General features: G+C 73.7%; 20 protein-coding genes. 10 read left to right on the top strand and 10 right to left on the bottom strand.

What is annotated here, in order from left to right:
* Positions 1–74: 74 nt before the first annotated feature.
* Positions 75–659: a TMEM165/GDT1 family protein gene (locus ACIP84_RS02460; RefSeq protein WP_401793547.1), complete on the bottom strand. Its 585-nt coding sequence runs from the start codon at positions 657–659 to the stop codon at positions 75–77.
* A 427-nt stretch (positions 660–1,086) separates the two neighbouring features.
* Here ACIP84_RS02460 and ACIP84_RS02455 point away from each other — a divergent pair, with 427 nt between their 5' ends.
* From ACIP84_RS02455 to ACIP84_RS02440, 4 genes are all read left to right on the top strand, one after another.
* Positions 1,087–1,677: a TetR/AcrR family transcriptional regulator gene (locus tag ACIP84_RS02455; RefSeq protein WP_401793545.1), complete on the top strand. Its 591-nt coding sequence runs from the start codon at positions 1,087–1,089 to the stop codon at positions 1,675–1,677.
* Entirely contained in the window at positions 1,674–3,212 is a 1,539-nt protein-coding gene (locus ACIP84_RS02450; RefSeq protein ID WP_401793543.1) for an MFS transporter, read from the top strand. The genes ACIP84_RS02455 and ACIP84_RS02450 overlap by 4 nt, the downstream gene beginning before the upstream one ends.
* A 1-nt stretch (position 3,213) precedes the next feature.
* The gene (locus tag ACIP84_RS02445) at positions 3,214–4,326 is read left to right on the top strand and encodes a PP2C family protein-serine/threonine phosphatase (RefSeq protein WP_401793541.1); all 1,113 of its coding nucleotides are present in this window, start codon (positions 3,214–3,216) and stop codon (positions 4,324–4,326) included.
* A gap of 178 nt (positions 4,327–4,504) precedes the next feature.
* Positions 4,505–6,430, top strand: a complete 1,926-nt coding sequence (locus tag ACIP84_RS02440; RefSeq protein WP_355964740.1) for a CocE/NonD family hydrolase C-terminal non-catalytic domain-containing protein — start codon at positions 4,505–4,507, stop codon at positions 6,428–6,430.
* 102 nt (positions 6,431–6,532) lie between these two features.
* On the opposite strand, the gene ACIP84_RS02435 is transcribed toward ACIP84_RS02440, so the two are convergent.
* The 3 genes from ACIP84_RS02435 to ACIP84_RS02425 all read right to left on the bottom strand — a co-directional run bounded on the left by ACIP84_RS02435 (position 6,533) and on the right by ACIP84_RS02425 (position 9,261).
* The gene (locus tag ACIP84_RS02435; protein WP_401793537.1) at positions 6,533–7,897 is read right to left on the bottom strand and encodes an NtaA/DmoA family FMN-dependent monooxygenase; all 1,365 of its coding nucleotides are present in this window, start codon (positions 7,895–7,897) and stop codon (positions 6,533–6,535) included.
* Positions 7,894–9,015 carry an LLM class flavin-dependent oxidoreductase gene (locus tag ACIP84_RS02430; RefSeq protein ID WP_401793534.1) on the bottom strand — a complete coding sequence of 374 codons (1,122 nt, stop codon included), beginning with the start codon at positions 9,013–9,015 and terminating at the stop codon, positions 7,894–7,896. Before ACIP84_RS02430 ends, ACIP84_RS02435 begins: the two co-directional genes overlap by 4 nt.
* A 117-nt stretch (positions 9,016–9,132) precedes the next feature.
* Positions 9,133–9,261 carry a putative leader peptide gene (locus tag ACIP84_RS02425; protein ID WP_355964737.1) on the bottom strand — a complete coding sequence of 43 codons (129 nt, stop codon included), beginning with the start codon at positions 9,259–9,261 and terminating at the stop codon, positions 9,133–9,135.
* Between the two features lie 273 nt (positions 9,262–9,534).
* Between ACIP84_RS02425 and ACIP84_RS02420 the strand changes: the two genes are divergently transcribed.
* Positions 9,535–10,704 carry an alpha/beta hydrolase family protein gene (locus ACIP84_RS02420; protein WP_401793531.1) on the top strand — a complete coding sequence of 390 codons (1,170 nt, stop codon included), beginning with the start codon at positions 9,535–9,537 and terminating at the stop codon, positions 10,702–10,704.
* A 51-nt stretch (positions 10,705–10,755) separates the two neighbouring features.
* Here the strand turns inward: ACIP84_RS02420 and ACIP84_RS02415 are convergent, their stop codons facing one another.
* From ACIP84_RS02415 to ACIP84_RS02400, 4 genes are all read right to left on the bottom strand, one after another.
* A complete protein-coding gene (locus ACIP84_RS02415; protein ID WP_401793529.1) occupies positions 10,756–11,340 on the bottom strand; it encodes a nucleosidase in 585 nt (194 codons plus the stop codon).
* A 66-nt stretch (positions 11,341–11,406) separates the two neighbouring features.
* Positions 11,407–11,616 (bottom strand): DNA-binding protein, encoded by a 210-nt coding sequence (locus ACIP84_RS02410; protein ID WP_355964733.1) that lies wholly within the window; start codon positions 11,614–11,616, stop codon positions 11,407–11,409.
* 62 nt (positions 11,617–11,678) lie between these two features.
* On the bottom strand, positions 11,679–13,091 hold the full coding sequence (locus ACIP84_RS02405; protein ID WP_401793526.1) for a VWA domain-containing protein: 1,413 nt from the start codon (positions 13,089–13,091) through the stop codon (positions 11,679–11,681).
* Positions 13,088–13,957 (bottom strand): AAA family ATPase, encoded by an 870-nt coding sequence (locus ACIP84_RS02400; protein ID WP_401793523.1) that lies wholly within the window; start codon positions 13,955–13,957, stop codon positions 13,088–13,090. Before ACIP84_RS02400 ends, ACIP84_RS02405 begins: the two co-directional genes overlap by 4 nt.
* Before the next feature lie 331 nt (positions 13,958–14,288).
* Between ACIP84_RS02400 and ACIP84_RS02395 the strand changes: the two genes are divergently transcribed.
* Positions 14,289–14,654 carry a luciferase family protein gene (locus ACIP84_RS02395; RefSeq protein WP_355964730.1) on the top strand — a complete coding sequence of 122 codons (366 nt, stop codon included), beginning with the start codon at positions 14,289–14,291 and terminating at the stop codon, positions 14,652–14,654.
* Positions 14,655–14,720: 66 nt separating this feature from the next.
* On the opposite strand, the gene ACIP84_RS02390 is transcribed toward ACIP84_RS02395, so the two are convergent.
* The gene (locus tag ACIP84_RS02390; protein WP_401793520.1) at positions 14,721–15,236 is read right to left on the bottom strand and encodes a PaaI family thioesterase; all 516 of its coding nucleotides are present in this window, start codon (positions 15,234–15,236) and stop codon (positions 14,721–14,723) included.
* A 112-nt stretch (positions 15,237–15,348) separates the two neighbouring features.
* Between ACIP84_RS02390 and ACIP84_RS02385 the strand changes: the two genes are divergently transcribed.
* From ACIP84_RS02385 to ACIP84_RS02375, 3 genes are all read left to right on the top strand, one after another.
* Positions 15,349–15,822 carry a winged helix-turn-helix transcriptional regulator gene (locus ACIP84_RS02385; protein ID WP_401793517.1) on the top strand — a complete coding sequence of 158 codons (474 nt, stop codon included), beginning with the start codon at positions 15,349–15,351 and terminating at the stop codon, positions 15,820–15,822.
* 111 nt (positions 15,823–15,933) lie between these two features.
* A complete protein-coding gene (locus ACIP84_RS02380; protein WP_401793515.1) occupies positions 15,934–16,851 on the top strand; it encodes a YhjD/YihY/BrkB family envelope integrity protein in 918 nt (305 codons plus the stop codon).
* 232 nt (positions 16,852–17,083) lie between these two features.
* Positions 17,084–17,599: an NUDIX hydrolase gene (locus ACIP84_RS02375; protein WP_355970263.1), complete on the top strand. Its 516-nt coding sequence runs from the start codon at positions 17,084–17,086 to the stop codon at positions 17,597–17,599.
* Between the two features lie 60 nt (positions 17,600–17,659).
* On the opposite strand, the gene ACIP84_RS02370 is transcribed toward ACIP84_RS02375, so the two are convergent.
* Complete coding sequence (locus ACIP84_RS02370; protein WP_355970268.1) at positions 17,660–18,181, bottom strand: hypothetical protein; 522 nt, start codon at positions 18,179–18,181, stop codon at positions 17,660–17,662.
* 232 nt (positions 18,182–18,413) lie between these two features.
* Here ACIP84_RS02370 and ACIP84_RS02365 point away from each other — a divergent pair, with 232 nt between their 5' ends.
* The gene (locus tag ACIP84_RS02365) at positions 18,414–18,626 is read left to right on the top strand and encodes a hypothetical protein (protein ID WP_355970260.1); all 213 of its coding nucleotides are present in this window, start codon (positions 18,414–18,416) and stop codon (positions 18,624–18,626) included.
* The last annotated feature ends 44 nt before the right edge of the window (positions 18,627–18,670 follow it).

Below are 18,670 nucleotides of genomic sequence, written 5' to 3'. Positions count from 1 at the left end.
AAAGGGTGCGGGAACGGCGAACGCCCCCACCCTGCGGGGGTGGGGGCGTTCGCCGTGCGGTCGGGTGACCGTTCTCAGCCGGTGAAGACCTCGGTCAGGGACCAGATCGCGAGGCCCGCCATGCAGATGCCGCCGATGCGCTGCACGGTCTTGAGGGGAACACGCTTCGCGATGAAGCGGCCCGCGACCAGGGCGAGTGCGGAGACGCTCATCAGGGCGGCGAGGGAGCCGATCGCCGTCGACCAGGTGCCGTTCGTGGCGGCCAGGTTGGCGGTGGTGATCTGGGTGAGGTCGCCCCACTCGCTGATGAAGACGGCCATGAAGGCCGTCGAGAAGACGGGCAGGAAACCGGTGACGGTCTTGCCGCCCTCGTCGGCCTCGTCGTCGTCGCCCCCGCCGCGCAGTAGCATGAACGCGCCGAAACCGAACAGCAGGGCGGAGACGAGCTTCACGGACCAGCCCGGGAGCAGTCCGAGCAGACTGCCCGCGCAGACCGCGATGGCGACGTGCGCGAGGAAGGCGGTCGAGGTGCCGATCCAGACGTAGAGCGGACGCATCCGCGTGCCCATGGCGAGGGATGCGAACATCGTCTTGTCGGGAAGCTCGGCGAGGAAGATCAGCCCGAAGGCGGTGAGGATCGCCAAGGGGTCGAGGTGCATACCGGGGCTCTCTGCTCGGTCCGGGCCTGTGGACTCGGCACGGCACCTCGGTGGGCGACGGGAGGACCACTCGGCCCGGCATGACGGACCACGCCCACGGAAGCGCGGACGCGGTTGATGCCTGGCCGAAGGTCTCGCCCGTCCGCGTCGAACGCGGACCCGGTCACCGGGAACCCGGGGGTTCCAGTATGTCGACGACCGATTTGCAGGGCTACTCCCCTTCGCTGTCCCTCAGTGTAGCGGACGGGGGCGCGAGAGTGAGTAGACAGCGTCTACTCGATCTTGGTAGACAGTGTCTATGCATAACGAACCCGACGATCCCCAGGCCGGGGATCACCTGCCCGAAGACCACCGGGCCCAAGAGCACCGAGCCGAGGATCGCCGAGCCGAGGACCACCGGGCCGAAGACCACCGGGCGCCCGGGAGCATGGCCGGCGACCGGAGCGACGGCGGGCTGCGCGAGCGGCTCGTCCGCGTCGGCGTCGAGCTCGTGAACGCCGAAGGCGCCCAGGCCCTCTCGCTGCGCGAGATCGCCCGCCGTGCCGGCGTCTCCCACGGCGCCCCCCGCCGCCACTTCCCGACCCATCTCGAACTCCTGTCGGCCATCGCCCGTCAGGGCTTCACCGAGCTGGCCGCCCGCGTCGCCGCCCAGGACCGGGAGACCGCAGCGCCGCGCGAACGGATCGCGCTCCTCGCCGGCGTCTACCTCGACTACTCCGGCACCCGACGCGGCATGTACGAGCTGATGTTCCGGCACGACCTGCTGGAGAGCGGCAGCCTCGGACTGCGGGAGACGAGCCTGCCGCTCTTCGCCCGGCTCACCGGACTCGTCGCCCGCGTCCGCCCCGACGCCGCCGACCCCGCCGTGCTGGCCGGCGCGCTCTGGGCCAATCTCCACGGCATCGCCCAGCTCTGGCACTGGGGCAGCCTCCGGCTCGCGACCGGCGGCGGCGACCCCGCCCCGTTCCTCGAGGCCGCCCTCGACGCGCACCTCGGTCCCGCGGGGCAGTCCGCATGAGCCCGCACCGTGCCCGGGTCCTCGCGTGCAGCGTCGTCGGCGCGGCGGTCGTCGCCCTCGACGGCACCGTCCTCACCGTCGCCCAACCGGCCCTCCAGCGCGACCTGCACGCGAACGTCGGGCAGGTCCAGTGGACCAGCACCGGCTACCTCGTCGCCGTCGCGAGCCTCCTGGTCTTCGCCGGACGGCTCGGCGACCGCTACGGCCACCGCCGGGTCTTCGCCGTCGGCGCCCTCGGCTTCGCAGCCGCCTCCACCGGAATCGCCCTGGCCCCCGGCATCGGCACCGTGATCGTGCTCCGGGTGCTCCAGGGAGTGTGCGGCGCGCTCCTCCAGCCCGCCACGCTGGGCATGCTCCGGACCGCCTACCCACCGGATCGGCTCGGCACCCCCATCGCGGTGCGCACGGCCGCCATCGGCCTCGCCGCAACGGCCGGACCGCTCATCGGCGGCGCCCTGGTCTCCGCGTACGGCTGGCGCTCGGTCTTCCTCCTCGGTGTACCGCCGACCCTTGCCATCGGCCTGCTCGCGCTGGCCACCAGGGAACGCCCGACCGAACCGAGCAGGTCGTACGAGCTGAACCCACCGTACGAGCCGAACCCTCCGCACGAGCCGCACGAGCCGAACCGGTCGAGCGCACCGGGCCGGCGGTACGAAACCGCTCCCGGCGCCGGTCCCAGGGCCGCCGGCGGACCTTCCGCGCTCGACCCCGCCGGTGCCCTGCTGCTCGCCGTCACCCTGGGGCTGCTCGTCCACGGCCTCGTCGAGGCCGCCCGCCCCGGCGGCGCCCCCACCGGCCTGCTCGCCGTCGCGGGGGCCGTCGCCGCCGGCGTCCTCCTCGCCCGGCACGAGCGCCGTGCCGCACGTCCTCTGCTGCCCCCCGAGCTGCTCCGGAGCGTGCCCGTCGTCGCCGGCCTCGCCGTCCTGCTCGCCGCCTCGGCGGCCCTCACAGGCTCGCTCTTCGTGGCGACGTACTTCCTCCAGGACGTCCAGGGACTCGACCCCCTCGGCTGCGCGCTGCGGGTTCTCCCGCTCGCCGTCCTCATGGTTCTCGGCGCGCCCCTCTGCCCGCCGCTCCAGCGCCGCTTCGGCCCCCGGCGTACGGCGACCGCCGGCGCCGCCCTGCTCACCCTCGGGGTGCTGCTCCTCGCCCGGCTCGACACGACGGCCGGCGCCGCCGCCGTCGGGGTCAGCGCCGCACTGCTGGGCGCCGGGTTCGTCACCCTGATGGTCACCGCGACCTCGGTCGTCGTGCACCGCGCCCCGGAGGCCCACGCCGGAGTCGCCGGCGGGCTCCAGCAGACCGCGATGAACATCGGACCCGCGCTCGGCGTCGCCCTCGCGACCCTGCTGCTCGCCCTCGTCCCGGACGGCGGCTTCGTACCGTCGCGGGGCGCCGCCCTCCCCGCCCTCGTCCTGATCGCCGCCCTCGCGCTCCCCGCCGCCCTCGCCCTGCCCCGCGCCGCCGACCGGCGGCGGACACGCCCGGGGCCCCCGTCACCACGGGCAGGAGACCGGCCATGCGTACGATCATGAAATGCCAGCAGGTCAGCGGGCCCGCCCCGGCGCTCCGGCGCGCACCCAGTTCAACCTCGGTCGCGCGCTGCCCTTCCTGGTCCTGGCGCTGGCCTTCGTCGCCGATCTGCTGACCCCCGACCGGGACCGCTTCGACCGGCTGCTCGTCGCCGCACCCGCGCTCGCCGCCGTCACCTGGAGCGTGCCCTGGACGATCGCCATCGGGCTGCTCGCCGTAGTGGCCCGGCTGGTCCTCAGCCTCATCAGGGGCGAGTTCGCCGCGGCGCCCGAACTCGTCACGAACCTGGTCGTGATCGCCGGCGTCACAGCCGCCGCCGCCTGGGTCAGCCGGGTCCGTACGCGCTACGAGCAGGACATGCGCGAACTCACCGCCGTCGCCGAGGTCGTCCAGCGGGTCGTGCTGCGCCCGCTCCCCACCCACCTCGGCCGCTTCGACCTGCATCTGCTGTACGTGGCGGCCGCGGCCAAGGCCAGGATCGGCGGCGACTTCTACGAGGCCGTACGAGTCCCGGGCGCCGTACGGATCATGCTCGGCGACGTCCAGGGCAAGGGCCTCGGCGCCGTCGAGACGGCCTCCGTGCTCCTCGGCTCCTTCCGTGCCGCCGTCAACGAAGCCCCCGACCTGGCCGTCCTCGCCGACCGGCTCGACGAAGGCCTGGCCCGCTACGGAGCCTGGGATCCGGACTCCGACGCAGCCGAACGCTTCGCCACCGTCGTCCTCGTGGAACTCCCCGACGGCGAGGACGTCGCACGGCTCCTCAGTTGCGGCCATCCCGCCCCGCTGCTCCAGCGCGGCGGCGAGGTCGAGCCCGTGCGGTTCGCCGACCCCTCGCTGCCCGTGAACCTCGCGGGCCTCGCCGACTCCCACCACCGCATCGAGGAGGTGCCGTTCGGGCCGGGGGACCGGATGCTCCTCTACACCGACGGCGTCAGCGAGACCCGCGACCGGGCCGGCACGTTCTATCCGCTGGATCTGCGCCTGCGCGGCTGGGTGCGGGAACCGGCCGAGGAGGTCCCGGCCCTCCTCCACAAGGACCTCACCGACTACGGCGCCGGCGGCCTCGACGACGACGTCGCCGCCCTGCTCGTGGTGGTTCCACCCGAATCCCGCTGAGCCCGACCCGCCCCCGGCGTCCCCAAACATCGAGTTCGGGGCGGCTTGTGTCGTTCCCGACCGGTTGCGTGACACGTGCGCTGTTCGTGCGCTCTGGTCGCTCCGCCCCCGATAGGTGAGGCTTGCGACCGTCCGCAGTGCGGACAGTCACCAGTCCAGTCGAGAGGAACGGGTGCACGTGCCCAAGGAGAACCCCTTCACCACCGGCTCGTCCGAACACTTTCCCGGCTTCCCGGACGTCACGGCGGCCCTGACCGCCGCCGAGACCTCCCGGATCACCGCACGCGGCCTCTGGGCCGCCGACGGAACGGTGGACCCCGGCGCCGTCCGGCTCGGCCAGACCCTCGCCAACGCCCTCCTGGGCGACACGACCGACGGCACCGACACGGCCACGGCGCTGCTCCCCGCCGAACTCGCCGCGATCGTCGAGGAGGTGCGCGGCCTGGCGCTGCCCGCGTACCACCGCATCGAAGGGGCGGCCGAGAGCGAGGGAGCCGCGGAGAACGTCCGGCTCTCCGCGTTCAGCCTCCGGCAGCTCGGGCCGGGCCCGCACCCGCTCGTCGTCGTGCCCGCCGGCTGGACACCGTTCGGCTGGCCGCTCTTCCTCTGGTCGTACCTCGTCCTCGCCCGCAAGGGCTACCACGTCCTCGCCTACACCCCGCGCGGCCTCGGCATCCCCGGACTGCCCTCCACCTCCAGCGGCTTCGTCGACGTCGCGGGCCCCCACGACTGGGCCGACGGCTCCGCGGTCATCGACTTCGCCGTCGACCGCTTCGCCCCGAGCGTCATCGGCTTCATGGGCGAGTCGTACGGCTCCGGCATCAGCCAGCTCGTCGCCGCCCACGACGACCGGGTCGCCGCCGTCGTCGCCCTCAGCACCTGGGGCAACCTCGCGACCAGCCTCTACGACCACAACACCCGCCACCTCGCAGCGGTGAAGGCTCTGCTCGCCCTCACCGGCGGGCCGGTCGAGGACAAGTTCGACGAGGCCAACCGCGAGATCCTCGCCGACTTCCAGGCCGACCGGAACCTGGACGCCGTCGTCGAGTGGGGCCTCAAGCGCGCTCCCGAGTCGTACCTCCCCCTGACCAACGAGAAGGGCACGCCCACCTTCTTCTCCAACACGTGGCACGAGAGCCTCTTCCCGGTCAACCAGACCCTGGAGACCTTCAACGGCCTCGACGTCCCCAAGCGGCTCAACCTGTGGATCGGCGACCACGCCGCGCCCGAGGGCCCCGCGCTCATCGGCCCGCCCGCCGTCCGGGGCGAGGTCAACCTCCCCATGGCGGAGGCGTACGCCTGGCTCGACCACCACCTCAGGGGCGAGCGCAACGGCGTGGAGGAGTGGCCGCAGGTCTGCAACCAGGTGATGTTCTCGTACGTGACGGAACCCGTCCTGGACCCCGAGACCGGCGAACCCACCGGCGAGAACCGGATCGTCGTGCCCGCCCGCCGCGAGACGAGTCCAGGCTGGAGCGAGGTCACCGACACCACCGAGGTGTTCGGCCTCACCGGCGACGGCGGGGGCGGCACCGACGGCCGGCTCGTCCCGACGGGCGAGCCCGGGGCGGAGGAGACCGGCTGGCGGCGGGCGTTCCTCGCGGGCGTGGACACCGAGGCCACCGCCATGGATGCGATCATGAAGACCGGTCAGGCGGAGTGGCAGGGCAACCCCAAGATCTACGACACCCGCAAGATCGACCGCCGGCACGCGGTGGTGTGGACGACCGAACCGCTCGTCTCGCCCGACGGGCGGGAGGGCGTGGGCCGCCGCGTCCGGGGCATCCCGCGGCTGCGCCTCACCGTCCGCTCCACGGCCACGTCGGCGAGCCTCTACGCCCACCTCCTGGACGTGGCCGAGGACGGCACGGCCAGGATCATCAGCCATGAGCCGCTCAACGTGTACGGCCTGACGCCCGAACAGGACACCACCGTCACCTGGAGTCTCCAGGCGGCCGCGTACGACATTCCCTCGGGGAACCGACTGCTGCTGGTCGTCGACAGCAAGGACCCGCTGTACGGGGACGCCTCCGTCACCTGGACGCAGACCGTCATCGGTTCCCCGGAGGACGAACCGTCCCGCCTGGAACTGCCGCTCGGCTGACCCGGTCGGCTCCCGCCCGCCTCGTACGACGGACGGGCACGCGGCTCCCCGCGCGCGTGCCCGTCCGCCCCGGGTGTCACCCCACCCGGCCGGACCCGGCTGTCACACCACCGGGGCGAGCCCCAGATGCTCCCGGAGCGTCGTGCCCGTGTACGCGGACCGGTACACCCCCCGCTCCTGCAGTTCGGGCACGAGCAGCTCCACGATGTCGTCGAGACCGTCCGGCACCAGGTACGGCGAGATGTTGAAGCCGTCGAGGGCCCCGTGCCGGACGAACCGGGCGAACTTCTCGGCGAGCCCGGCCGGGGTCCCCACATGGCCGCGCTGCGGACCGAGCTCGATGACCGTCTCGCGCAGCGACCAGCCGTTGGCCTCGGCCTTCGCGCGCCACTCGGCCACCGTGTCCAGGGTCTCGCCCAGCTGACGGGTCCCGAACTTCCCGTCGTACGCGGCGACCACCGGGTCCTCGGCGGGCAGCGGCCCGTCGGCGTCCCGCCCCGACAGGTCGAACCCCCACAGCCGGCTCGCGATGCCGAGGGCCACCGCGGGAGTGACCTGTTCGAGGCGGACCCAGCGCTCCTTCTCCTCCGCCTCCTTCTCGGTGGCCCCGATGACGATCTCCGTACCCGGCAGGATCCTCAGCGCGTCCTCGGCCCGGCCCGCCGCCCGCAGCCTGCGCCGGATGTCCTCGGCGAAGGCGAGCGCGTCGTCGAAGTCCGTACCGTGCGCCGAGAACACCACATCCGCCTGCCGGGCCGCGAAGTCCCTTCCCTCGCCTGAGTCGCCCGCCTGGAAGATCACCGGATGCCCCTGCGTACTGCGCGGCAGCGTCGGGACCAGGTCGACGTCGAAGTGCGCGCCCTTCGACCGGACGCGTGCCACCCCGTCCGGCACCGACCAGGAGCGGGCGTCGACGGACCCGGCCACCGCACCCTCCGTCCAGCCGTCCCACACGGCCCGCGCCACCGACAGGAACTCCTCGGCGCGCCGGTAGCGGTCGGCGTGGTCGAGGAAGCCGCCGCGCCGGAAGTTCTCCCCGGTCCAGGCGTTGTGCGTGGTCACCACGTTCCAGCCGGCCCGGCCGCCCGACAGAAGGTCGAGGCCGGCGAGGCGCCGGGCGAGATCGCCCGGCTCGTTGAACGTCGTGTTGGACGTGGAGACGAGCCCGATCCGCTCGGTCGCGGCGGCGAGCGCCGCCAACTGGGTGATCGAGTCCGGGCGGCCCGCGACGTCCAGCTCGTGGATGCCGCCCTCCGACTCGCGCAGCCGCAGTCCGTCCCCGAGGAAGAAGGCGTCGAAGAGCCCGCGCTCGGCGGTCCGCGCGACGCGGAGGAAGGAGGCCGGATCGATCTGGGAGCCGCTTGCGGGATCCGACCAGATCGTCCAGTGGTTGACGCCCTGGAAGAACACCCCGAAGTGCAGCTGCGCGTCCGGACGGGGGACGTCGGCGGGATCGGTGCGGGTCATCGGGTCTCCTCCCGTACGGGCGTGGCGGCGGCACTGCCGGTCGTGGTGAAGCGGCTGAGGGGCCGGGGGAGGCCCAGGGAGGCACGCAGGGTGGTGCCGGGCAGCGGCCGGGTCGCGAGCCGCCGGACGAACAGCTCGGGCAGCACGAGCCGGGAGAGCACGGCGAGGTCCTCGTCGAGCACGAGCGGACGCAGCCGCACCCCGTCGACCCGCCCGTGCAACTCCGTGAGCAGGGAGACCAGACCGGCTGCGGGGCCGGTGTATCGCAGCCGGTCCGGCCGGCCGGTCCACGGGGCGTACCGCTCCAGGTCGGCGACCCGTTCCCCGGCCGACTCGTGCGGGGTGTCCAGAGCCACCTCGATCTCGGCGAAGGCGCGCGGCGACGCGCTGCCCTCCGCGGCCGCCGCCACGTCGGCGACGCCGCCACCGCCGACCAGGGCCACATCGGTCAGCTCGGCCGGAACGATCCCCGGGCGGGCGAGGACCACGGGCCGCCCCTGCGGCGGCCGCGGCACGATCGACGGCCCCTTCACGGAGTACGTCTCACCGGTGAAGTCGATGGCATGGAGCCGCGACCGGTCGAGATAGCGGCTGGTGGCCACCGACCGGATCACCGCGTCGTCCTCCCACGAGTCCCACAGATCCCGGACGACCCGGAGGCCGTCGCGGGCCTCGCGGGCCGTCGCCTCGGGTCCCTCGACCGGCGGCCGCCCCCAGGCACGCGCGGCGGCGGGGTCCGTCTCGACCCCCACCACCCAGCCGGCCCGGCCGGCCGAGACGTGGTCGAGCGAGGCGAGCTGCGAGGACACGTGGAACGGCTCGGCGTAGGTGGTCGCGAGGACCGGGGCCACCCCGAGGACGCTCGTCGACGCGGCCACGAACGCGGCCCGCTCGACGGCGCCGATCCGGCCCGCGGGACCGGCGCCGGAACCCGGCGGAAGAATCGAGTCGTCCAGGGTGACCAGGGTGAACCCGGCGTTCTCGGCGACGGCCGCGACCCGGGCGAGCCGACGCGGGGTCAGCAGCTCGCCGGGGGAATGCGCGGCACGGCGCCACGCGGCCGGATGGGCACCGTCACCGTCGATCTCGACGGCCAGGCGCAGGGCGGGGCGGGGCATGGGAAGTCCTTCCGGAAGACGGCGGCACGCGGCAGGACCCACGGGCGCGCGGAGGCGCGACGGCGCGGGGCCGGGGCGGCGGGATGTCAGCGGACGCGCGGACCCGCGGGGGCGGGGTCAGACGCGGAGGGAAGGACAGATGGCCGAGGAGGTACGGCAGAGGTCGACGTGCCGTCGGCAGACGAGCCGCGCACGCGGCCGGAGTCCGGGACGCGGGCCGTGCGGCTCCGCGCTCGCTGCGCGCACATCCGCCTCCCCGCAGGTCCGGGCCGAGATCCCGTCCGAGGTCGGGAAGGGAGTGCCTCAGCTTAGGCAGGCCGCCTTCCGCACTGTCAAGGCCGTTCCGGGAGCCGGGCGGGCGGACGGCCGCGGCCGGCAAGGGAGTTCGCCCGTGCCGTCGCCACGTGGCCCGGGCCCGCCTTCACGTCGCCCGGACCGGAGCGCGTACATCTCCGGGCTGACGGCACATGGGCCCGCAGCAGGACGCGACAGGGCGGCGGGGACTTCTAGCGTGGCCCCATGATCCGAATCACCAGAGCGGCCGTGGCCGCCCTCCTCGTCTGCTCCGTCGCCTTACCCGCCGGCGTGGCCACCGCGGCCGCTCCCGACACCCCGCCGCCGGCGGTCGCCCATACGGCGAGGGCCGCCACGCTGCCCGCGCCCACCGGTCCGTACTCCGTCGGAAGCACCGTCCTCCCGCTCGTCGACCGGTCCCGCACCGACCCGTGGGTTCCCACCGCCGACGGACGCGCGCTCATGGTCACCCTCCACTACCCGGCCGCGCGCGCCGACGGGGGCCGCCCCGCGCCGTACGCCACCAGGGAGGAGGCGCGCCTGCTCGCCGAGCAGCTCGGGCCCGGCGTCTCCGGCGACGTCCTCGCCCGTACGCGCACCCACAGCAGGACCGACGCGCGGCCCGCCCCGGGCCGTCGCCCCCTGGTGCTGCTCTCACCGGGCTTCAGCGTCTCCCGCTGGACCCTCACCCATCTCGCCGAGGACCTCGCCTCCCGCGGCTACGTCGTCGCCTCCGTCGACCACGCCTACGAGTCCTACGGGATCAGCCTCCCCGGCGGCCGTACCCTCACCTGCGTCGCCTGCACGGCCCTCGACGAAGGAGGCGTGCACGGCAGCGTCGTCACCTCGACCCGCGCCGCCGACATGCGCTACGTCCTGGACCGGCTCACCGGGCCCCGGCCCGTCTGGAAGCACGCCGACGTGATCGACGCCCGCCGGATCGGCATGGCGGGCCACTCCATCGGCGGGGCGAGCGCGGCCTCCGCGATGGTGGCCGATCCGCGCATCGACGCCGGGATCAACATGGACGGGTCCTTCTGGGAGGAGCTGCCGGCGGAGGGCCTGCGAGGCCGCCCGTTCATGATGCTCGGGACCCACGACGCCACGCATCTGCCCGGGGGGACGGACACCACCTGGGACCGGACGTGGAACGGCCTCTACGGGTGGAAACGCTGGGTCACCGTGGCCGGCTCCGAGCACTTCACCTTCTCGGACGGCCCCGTGATCTCAGGCCACTTCGGCCTGCCGCAGCCCGAGCTGCCCACCGACCGCGCCGTCGCCGTCACCCGGACGTACGTCGCCGCCTTCTTCGACCAGCACCTGCGCGGGCTCCCGCGCCCGCTGCTCGACGGCCCGTCGCCGGCGAACCCGGAGGTCCACTTCCAGCACCGCTGACCGGCCCTCAGCCCGGGCGGCCGCCACTCGGCGGCCGCCCGGGTGGTCCCCTCAGACGCGGTACGGGGTGTTCGCCGCCGCCCAGTCGGCGAGAACCCGCGCGCAGTCGGCGACCGACTCGCGCCAGGTGCGCGCCGCGCCCTCCCCGGCCTCGTCGCTGACGTGCTTCACGATCCGCAGCGGCACCCCGGCGGTCGCGGCGACGTGCGCCAGGGCGTACCCCTCCATGTCGACGAGAGCGGCCTGCTCGGCGAGCCGGGCGCGTGCGGCCTCGTCCGAGATGAACGTGTCCCCGGTCGCCAGGACCGTGTCACCGCCGTCCGGGAGCGTCAGCGGCGCGCCGTACGACTCGCCCGTCAGCGTGGCGAGCAGCCGGCCGTCGAAGTCGTGCTGCACCACGGTGCCGATCACATGCGTTCCCGTCATGCCTGTACGCAGCGCCCCCGCCGTACCCAGGTTCACGATCCCGGAGGGCCGCGGGCCGCGGCCCAGGGCGAGCGCGAGCGCGGTCGCCGCGTTCACCTTGCCCATGCCGGTCAGCAGCACCGGCAGGTCCGTGTCCAGGAACTGCGCCTCCTCCTTGACGGCGAGGACGAGCAGCGGACGGTCGGCGGTGATCTCTCCCAAGAGTTCCATGGTGGCCACGCTAGTTCGCGGCCCCTTCCGCCGTACAGCCGAGGTCCCGGTGGGCGCGACGGGCACTCACCGCAGCGAAAGGCCGCGCTCCGCGAGCTCCTCGCCGAGCACGCGCAGCGCCTTCGGGCCCACACCGTGCAGGGCCGCGAGTTCGGCGGCGGGAACACCGTCGAGCTGATCGAACCGGGTGTACCCGGCCCCGGCGAGCGCACGGGTGGCGGGCGCGCCGATGGCGCGGGGGAACTCGGTCTCGGGACGGTCGGATCCGGTGGCCATGGACCGATGGTGCCACGCGGGGGAGGGTTCCTGCCCGCTGCCCGCCGTCGTGCCGCGCGCGCTCACACGGGCAGCAGGCGACCGATCAGGGCGCCCAGCTGGCGGGCGTTCCGGCACGGGCGCATCTCGACGAGACCGGCGTAGGCCGGTGCCACCGAATCGCCCGTTCCCCACAGCGAGGGCTGCTCGGGGTTGAGCCAGTGGACCCGCCGGGCCCGGTCCGCGATCCGTTTCAGGGCCGCGAGGTTCGGGTCGGAGCCGTTTGTCCGGGCGTCCCCGAGGACGAAGACCACGGTGCGCGGGCCGAGGGCCTCGGCGTACCGGTCCGCGAACTCGCCCAGGGCCGTCCCGTAGTCGCTCTGCCCGTGCCATCCGGTCAGCTCCGCCTCCGTGAGGATGCGGTCGCCGAGACCGGCCGGATCCACGGAACCCCGGGCGATCAGCCCCGTCACCTCGTCCACCCGGTTGACGAAGGCGAAGACGCGTACCCGGCTGAACTGGTCGTGCAGCGCCTGCACCAGCAACATCGTGAACTGCGCGAAACCGGCCACCGACCCGGACACGTCGCAGAGCAGGACCAGCTCCGGCCGCCGGGGAGGGCGCCGGCGCAGCACCGGCCGCACCGGTACGCCGCCGGTGGACAGCGAGCGGCGCAGCGTCCGCCGGAGATCGATCTCCCCCCGCGACGCCCGGCGCCGACGGGCCGCGAGCCGGGTGGCGAGCTTCCGCGCCAGCGGCCGTACCGTCCGTCGCAGCTCGTCGAGCTGGGACCGCCCGGCGAGGAGGAAGTCGACGGTGTCCGCCGTGCCCGCGACCGCGCGGCGCGCGACCCGGTCGCGGCCCTGGCGCTCGGCCACGCGCCGCCGTGCCTCGGTCCGCACCCGCTCGCGGAAGGCCTCGATGCGGCGCCGGATCTCGTCGTCGAGCAGCCGCTCGGTGAACTCGGGCCCCTCCGTCCCCGGCCCGGCCCGGAGCCGCTCCCGCACGCGGGCGAGCAGCGTCTCGGGGCGAAGACGGGACAGGGTCTGGTACGAGGACCAGCCGTCGGACTCGGGCCCGGATCCGTAGCCGCCGAAACCGCCCACCGCCTCGGCGGCGAGCCGGTCGAGGGCGGCGCCGTCGGCGGTGCTGAGGGCCTCGGCCAGCCGTTCGCGCAGGGCCGCGAGATCGGCCGGACCCGGCGGGGCGTTCCGGTCCGCCTCCGGGGCCGGGGTGTGGCCGAGAGGGAAGTACAGGTCGAAGACACGGTCGAACACCGGACGCTGCGGCTCGCCGTGGAGCAGGGTCGCGGCCAGGGCCTCGCGGACCCGCTCCCGGTCGGTGAAGCCGACGGCCTCCAGGGCGTGCCCGGCGTCCACCGTCTCGCCGGTCCCGATCCCGAATCCATGGGCACGCAGCGCACCGACCAGACCGGTGAGGCGGGTCGCGGCCGCCGCCGACGCGGTGGCGGCCACGCCGTCGACGGGCCCGCTCACACCGCGTCCAGGTCGAGCTTGGCGGCGGCCCTCACGATGTCGTCCTGGTGCTTGAGCAGGACGCCCAGGGTCTCGCGTACGACGTGCTCGTCCAACCGGTCGGCGCCCAGTGCGAGGAGCGTACGGGCCCAGTCGATCGTCTCCGAGACGGACGGCACCTTCCGCAGGTCCATCGCCCGCAGCGCCCCCACGACCCGCACCACGGACGCGGCGAGGGCGTCGTCGAGGCCGGGGACCTTGAGGGCGACGATCCTGCGCTCCAGCTCCTCCTCGGGGAAACCGATGTGCAGGAAGAGGCAGCGGCGGCGCAGGGCCTCGGAGAGCTCCCGGCTCGCGTTGGAGGTGAGCACGGTGAAGGGGCGCCGGGTCGCCTTGATCGTCCCGAGCTCGGGGACGGTGATCTGGAAGTCGCTGAGGACCTCGAGGAGCAGGCCTTCCACCTCGACGTCGGCCTTGTCCGTCTCGTCGATGAGGAGCACGGTCGGCTGCTCGGAGCGGATCGCGGTGAGCAGGGGGCGGGGGAGCAGGAACTCCTCCCCGAAGATGTCCGTCCGCGTCTCGTCCCAGGACTCGCCACGCCCGGCCGTGATCCGCAGGAGCTGCTTGGCATGGTTCCACTCGTAGAGCGCGCGGGACTCGTCGACGCCCTCGTAGCACTGGAGCCGGACCAGACGCGCGCCGGTGACCTCGGTGACCGCCTTGGCGAGCTCCGTCTTGCCGACGCCGGCCGGGCCCTCGACGAGGAGCGGCTTGCCGAGGCGGTCGGCGAGGAAGACGGTCGTGGCGACGGCGGGCGAAGCGAGATAGCCGGTGGCGGCGAGCCGATCGGCGACGTCGTCGACGGAGCTGAAGAAACCGGTCGTCATTGGCTGTCCCCCCGGGGAGCGGAATCTCGTACTGGCCAGTAGCCTCTGCTGTACTCGATCAGATCAGGCACGGCCGCACAACCGTCCCGCGCAAGGTCCGTGCCGCGCTGGGGGCGCCACCCGCTGGTGCAATGGGGGACCGGGTACGCCACCCGGGGGCTCGCCGCCCGCATCCGCGCGCGTGCACCCCGGTGACGCAGGGTCACGCCCACCCCACGGAACGCCGTGACGCACGGTCACCCCACCCCTGCCTCCCGCTTGTTTCGGCCCTCAGCGGGATTCTTCCGGCCGGACGCTTGTGCGCGGCCCCGGAGCCCGGCACGCTCCTCGTATGAACACGGCCTGGCATGCCAGTGAACGCCTGATGAGCTGGCCCTCGCTGACCCCTGGCCGCGCCCATTGCGGCGCCGCGATCGGACTGGGTACGGCGACGCAGGAGATCGTGCATTTCCACGGCGAGCACGAGGCCGACGTCCATCTCACCCGCGCCATGGTCGCGAAACTGCGCCAGGCCCTCCTGGGGTCGAGCGCGGTCCGTCTGCGCGCCGGATCGGGGTGGGTGACGGTCCGTCTGGACATGGGGTCGGACATCGACCTGCTCGCCACCCTGGTGAGCGCCGCCCTCCAGGCCAACGGCGTCCCCGACGTCGCCCCGGACGGCTGCACCCGCACCCGCCCGGTCCCCGGACTTCGCTGAGCGAACCACGTGCGGGGGCCGGACGGAACCGGGTCCCGGTCCCGTCCGAGCCCCGCCCGGCCGGCGCTACGCGCGCGTGCCGCCCTGGCCCGCCGCCGGGACCGGGAACAGCATGCAGGTGCTGGTCGCGTGGGCGAGCAGCCGGTCCTCCGCGTCGTACAGGCCCGCCTCCGCGAGCGCGGTCCGGCGCCCGCGTGAGATCACCGTGCCGATCGCCCGCACCTTGCCGGTGTCGACCGTGATCGGCCGGAGGAACCGCGTCGACAGGTCGAGCGAGGTGTACGCGGTGCCCAGCGGGAGCGTCGAGTGGACCGCGCAGCCGGCCGCCGAGTCGAGCAGGGTCGCGTAGACCCCGCCGTGCACACTGCCGATCGGGTTGTAGTGCTCCTCGCCCGGCTCGAAGGTGAACACCGCGCGTCCGTCCTCGACCTCATCGAGGCCGAAGCCGAGGAGCGCCGCGATCGGAGGCCCCGGCAGGCGTCCCGCCACCATCTCCCGCAGGAAGTCGAGGCCCGCCATCGTCCCGGCGGCCCGTGCGGTGGCTCCGGCGTCCTCCCACTCGACCGTGCGCGACCGCCCCATGACCACTCTCCGCCCGACGTGGCCGGCTGATGCTCAGCTGGCTCTGTACTGCGAAGCTAGCTGTCCCGAAAGCTGACTGTCAACGACACAGTCAGGTGGCTACAGTGTGACGATGAAGTGGCTGGAGACGGACACGGAGAACTGCCCGGTCCGCCGCGCCCTGGACCTCGTGGGCGAGAAGTGGACCCTGCTGATCCTGCGCGACGCCTTCAACGGCGTCCGCCGCTACGACGAGTTCCGTCGGCACCTCGGGCTCTCCGAGGCCGTCCTCGCCGACCGACTCCGCAAGCTGGTCGCGGCCGGAGTGCTGCGGGCGGAGCCGTACCGGGAACCCGGTTCCCGTACCCGGTACGAGTACCGGCTCACCCGCAAGGGCGTCGACCTCTGGCCCGTACTCCTGGCCCTGAAGCAGTGGGGTGACACCCACGCGGGCGAACCCGAGGGTCCGGTCCTCGACATCCGGCACACCGACTGCGGAGCCCCGGTCCGCGTCGTCGTCCAGTGCGACGGCGAGGAACAGGCCGTCCTCGCCGCCCGCGACGTCACCGTCCGCCCCGGCCCCGGCGCCCGACCACTCACCCCCTGACGTCCGGCCGGGCAACTCCCCGGGCGAACCATCCCCGGCGCCGCCCGCCCCGGCACCCGTTCGGCCGCACCCTTGCGATGGCCCACCGCCCAGCCGGGTACCTCACGAGGCATGCCCTCCACACCCGGTCCGCCGCACGACGGTTCCCCCGCCGAGCGCGGCCCCGAGCACGGCCGTGTTCCTGACCGCGCACACGGTCAGGAACACGGCCACTGGTTCCAGCGCCTCCACACCCGCGTCCTCGTCTCACCCGTCGGGCTCGCCTGGAACCGCGGCCGCGCCATGGAACTCATGCACCGCGCCATGGGCTTCGCCGCGCTCAGCCTGCTCACCCTCGTGCCGCTCCTCATCGTCATCGCGGCGGCCGACCTCGCCAGCGGTCAGGGCTTCGCCCGCTGGCTCATCCAGGGCCTCGGCGTCTCCGAGGTCTCCGAGGAGGAGGTCGAGGAGCTCTTCGGGCAGCCGGGGCAGGCCCTGCAACGCACCACCGCCTTCGGCCTCGGCGCCCTCGCCGCCTTCGGCGTCACCTTCGGATCCGCCGTTCAGACCGGGTACGAGCGGGCCTGGGACCTCCCCACGGCCCGCTGGCACACCATGTGGCGGCACGTCGTCTGGCTGGCCGTCCTCGTCGCCTGCTTGCTCCTGTTCGTCGCCACTCCCGCACCGGCCGATTCCCCGGCGGGGGTCACCCTGCTCGTTGCTCTTGGCGACCTCGTCGGCACCTTCCTCTTCTTCTGGTGGTCGCAGCGCTTTCTGCTCTGCGGGCGCATCCGCTGGCGCGCCCTCGCCCCCGGAGCCGTGCTGACCGCGCTCGGCCTGCTCGGGCTGCGCGTCTTCTCCCAGCTCGTCTTCTCCCCGCTCATCGCCTCGAACGCGGTGACGTACGGTCAGTTCGGCACCGTCCTCGTCCTCCAGTCGTGGCTGGTCGGCGTCGGCTTCGTCGTGTACGGAAGCGCCCTCGTCGGCCGCCTGGTCCACGAGCGCCTGCTCGACCGGCGGCTGCGCCGCGACTCCCCGACCGGCGTCTGACTCCACGCGGGGGAGCGGCCCGACCACCCCGCCCGCCCGAGGGCTTCGGTTACGAGGCGGGGCCCGTCTCCGCTACCTGACACCCGGGATCCGACGGGGGCGACCTGACAAAGGACGGACCGGCGGGAAACCGATCACACGATCCGGTGATCCACCCCCGAGCGTCCCGGCGCCGTCCCCCGGACCGCTTGGATGAACGTGATCCCATCGGCCCGTCGAAGGAGAGCCGCCCATGGCGAACACCTGGCTGCCGCCCGCCGAGTACGTCGCGACCCTGCCGAGAGCGACGGCATACGCCTGCCTCTACTTCACCGACACCAGAGGCCGCCCGTTCCAGCTGCGTGCCAGCTACGACACCGAACTGTGGCAGTGGCCCGGCGGGAACATGGACCCGGGGGAGACCCCCTGGGAGACGGCGGTACGCGAGTGCCACGAGGAGACCGGGATCACCTTCACCGGCGAACCGCGGCTGCTCGGCACCCACTTCGTCACCGACCGGGGCGAGGACTGGCCCGCCAACCACATCGGTTTCGTCTTCGACGGCGGCGAGCTGACGGACGAGCAGATCGCCGGCGTCGTCCTCGACCCCGAGGAGCACAGCGCGTACCGCCTGAGCACGCTCGACGAGTGGGAGCGGGAGATGGAACCCCGCGAGTTCGCCCGCCTCGCGGGCACCGACCGGGCCCGCAGGACCGGCATCCCGTTCTACCTGGAGACCGGCCACGAAGGTGGCCGGCCGCAGGCGTGACGGGGGAGGAGTACGGAGGTGGCGCCGGCGCTCCGGACGGCCCCGCCTCCGGCCGGACCCTCAGGCCCGGCAGCCCACCGGGTGGGCGATGTCGACGACGAAGCGCTCCGGCGCGTGCAGCCGGTAGGTCTTGTAGACGGGTTTGGTGTCGAAGGCGGCTCCGATGGTGACCACACCCTCGAAGTCGCCGGTCAGGGCGACTCCCTTGAGCGCGGGCAGGTGGATCCTCAGCAACCGGGGTCCCTGGTAGACGGACCTTCCGGCGTCGTCGTGGGCGGCCGCGGGGGAGAGGCGGATCTCCAGGAACTGCTTGCCCGCGAGCGGGACCCGCCGGCCCGAGCCGTCGTGGTGCAGCGCGCCGACCTGGTGCACGGTGACCGGGGGCAGAGCACCCCGTACGTCGATCACGAGCCGGTCGAAGGCCGCGTGGCCGCCCCAGCGGGCGTTGACGACCAGGGCCGTGGCCGGCGTCGAGGAGCTCGCGGACGGGGTGCTCGTGGCGCCGGCCGGGATCGTGGCGCCGATTCCGGCGGTCAACAGGATTCCCGCGGCGACGGCCGCGAGGGTATGACGGTGATGCATGACGTCCCCCACCTTCTCCTGCTCCGGGGACAGTGGTGTCACTGACAGAGACATCCACCCACACCATACGGTTCCACCCGATCTGCGGTGAATTCTCCCTTTCTGGGGCAGAGTGCGTGCGGCGTGAGCGGGGGTGCGCCGGCGTCGGCCGGCGCGGTGGCCGACGGGCGGGTCGTTCGTGCGGATCCGGCGCAGCCCGTAACTCCTCGGCCGCTCAGCAGTTGACCAGGGCATGAAGAAGCGCAGCATGCTCGCCATCGCCTCCCTCGCCGCAGGCGTCGTCACCGCCCTCGTCACGCCTCCGCCGCAGGCCAACGCCGCCGAGAACCCCCTGGGCGGCGCGACCGGCCTCCTCCAGGAGGACCAGGGCGTCGACACCGTCCTCGACACCGTCCAGGGCGCCCAGAGCACCCTTCCCGCCCCCGGCGCCGGCGGGCTGCTCTGAACCCGTGCCACCCGCGACGACCGGTGCCCCGCGCCCCCGACGGG

The organism is Streptomyces sp. NPDC088707, assembly GCF_044752725.1.
In the GTDB taxonomy this organism is placed as follows: Bacteria; Actinomycetota; Actinomycetes; order Streptomycetales; family Streptomycetaceae; genus Streptomyces.
Note: the sequence above shows the minus strand (reverse complement) of the source record. Positions and strands in the feature narration are given on the sequence as shown.

Excerpts from the sequence above, each read along its gene's own strand:
- ACIP84_RS02460 (WP_401793547.1), bottom strand. The coding sequence starts at position 659 with ATGCACCTCGACCCCTTGGCGATCCTCACCGCCTTCGGGCTGATCTTC.
- ACIP84_RS02455 (WP_401793545.1), top strand. The coding sequence starts at position 1,087 with ATGGCCGGCGACCGGAGCGACGGCGGGCTGCGCGAGCGGCTCGTCCGC.
- ACIP84_RS02450 (WP_401793543.1), top strand. The coding sequence starts at position 1,674 with ATGAGCCCGCACCGTGCCCGGGTCCTCGCGTGCAGCGTCGTCGGCGCG.
- ACIP84_RS02445 (WP_401793541.1), top strand. The coding sequence starts at position 3,214 with ATGCCAGCAGGTCAGCGGGCCCGCCCCGGCGCTCCGGCGCGCACCCAG.
- ACIP84_RS02435 (WP_401793537.1), bottom strand. The coding sequence starts at position 7,897 with ATGACCCGCACCGATCCCGCCGACGTCCCCCGTCCGGACGCGCAGCTG.
- ACIP84_RS02430 (WP_401793534.1), bottom strand. The coding sequence starts at position 9,015 with ATGCCCCGCCCCGCCCTGCGCCTGGCCGTCGAGATCGACGGTGACGGT.
- ACIP84_RS02420 (WP_401793531.1), top strand. The coding sequence starts at position 9,535 with ATGATCCGAATCACCAGAGCGGCCGTGGCCGCCCTCCTCGTCTGCTCC.
- ACIP84_RS02415 (WP_401793529.1), bottom strand. The coding sequence starts at position 11,340 with ATGGAACTCTTGGGAGAGATCACCGCCGACCGTCCGCTGCTCGTCCTC.
- ACIP84_RS02410 (WP_355964733.1), bottom strand. The coding sequence starts at position 11,616 with ATGGCCACCGGATCCGACCGTCCCGAGACCGAGTTCCCCCGCGCCATC.
- ACIP84_RS02400 (WP_401793523.1), bottom strand. The coding sequence starts at position 13,957 with ATGACGACCGGTTTCTTCAGCTCCGTCGACGACGTCGCCGATCGGCTC.
- ACIP84_RS02395 (WP_355964730.1), top strand. The coding sequence starts at position 14,289 with ATGAACACGGCCTGGCATGCCAGTGAACGCCTGATGAGCTGGCCCTCG.
- ACIP84_RS02390 (WP_401793520.1), bottom strand. The coding sequence starts at position 15,236 with ATGGGGCGGTCGCGCACGGTCGAGTGGGAGGACGCCGGAGCCACCGCA.
- ACIP84_RS02385 (WP_401793517.1), top strand. The coding sequence starts at position 15,349 with ATGAAGTGGCTGGAGACGGACACGGAGAACTGCCCGGTCCGCCGCGCC.
- ACIP84_RS02380 (WP_401793515.1), top strand. The coding sequence starts at position 15,934 with ATGCCCTCCACACCCGGTCCGCCGCACGACGGTTCCCCCGCCGAGCGC.
- ACIP84_RS02375 (WP_355970263.1), top strand. The coding sequence starts at position 17,084 with ATGGCGAACACCTGGCTGCCGCCCGCCGAGTACGTCGCGACCCTGCCG.
- ACIP84_RS02370 (WP_355970268.1), bottom strand. The coding sequence starts at position 18,181 with ATGCATCACCGTCATACCCTCGCGGCCGTCGCCGCGGGAATCCTGTTG.
- ACIP84_RS02365 (WP_355970260.1), top strand. The coding sequence starts at position 18,414 with ATGAAGAAGCGCAGCATGCTCGCCATCGCCTCCCTCGCCGCAGGCGTC.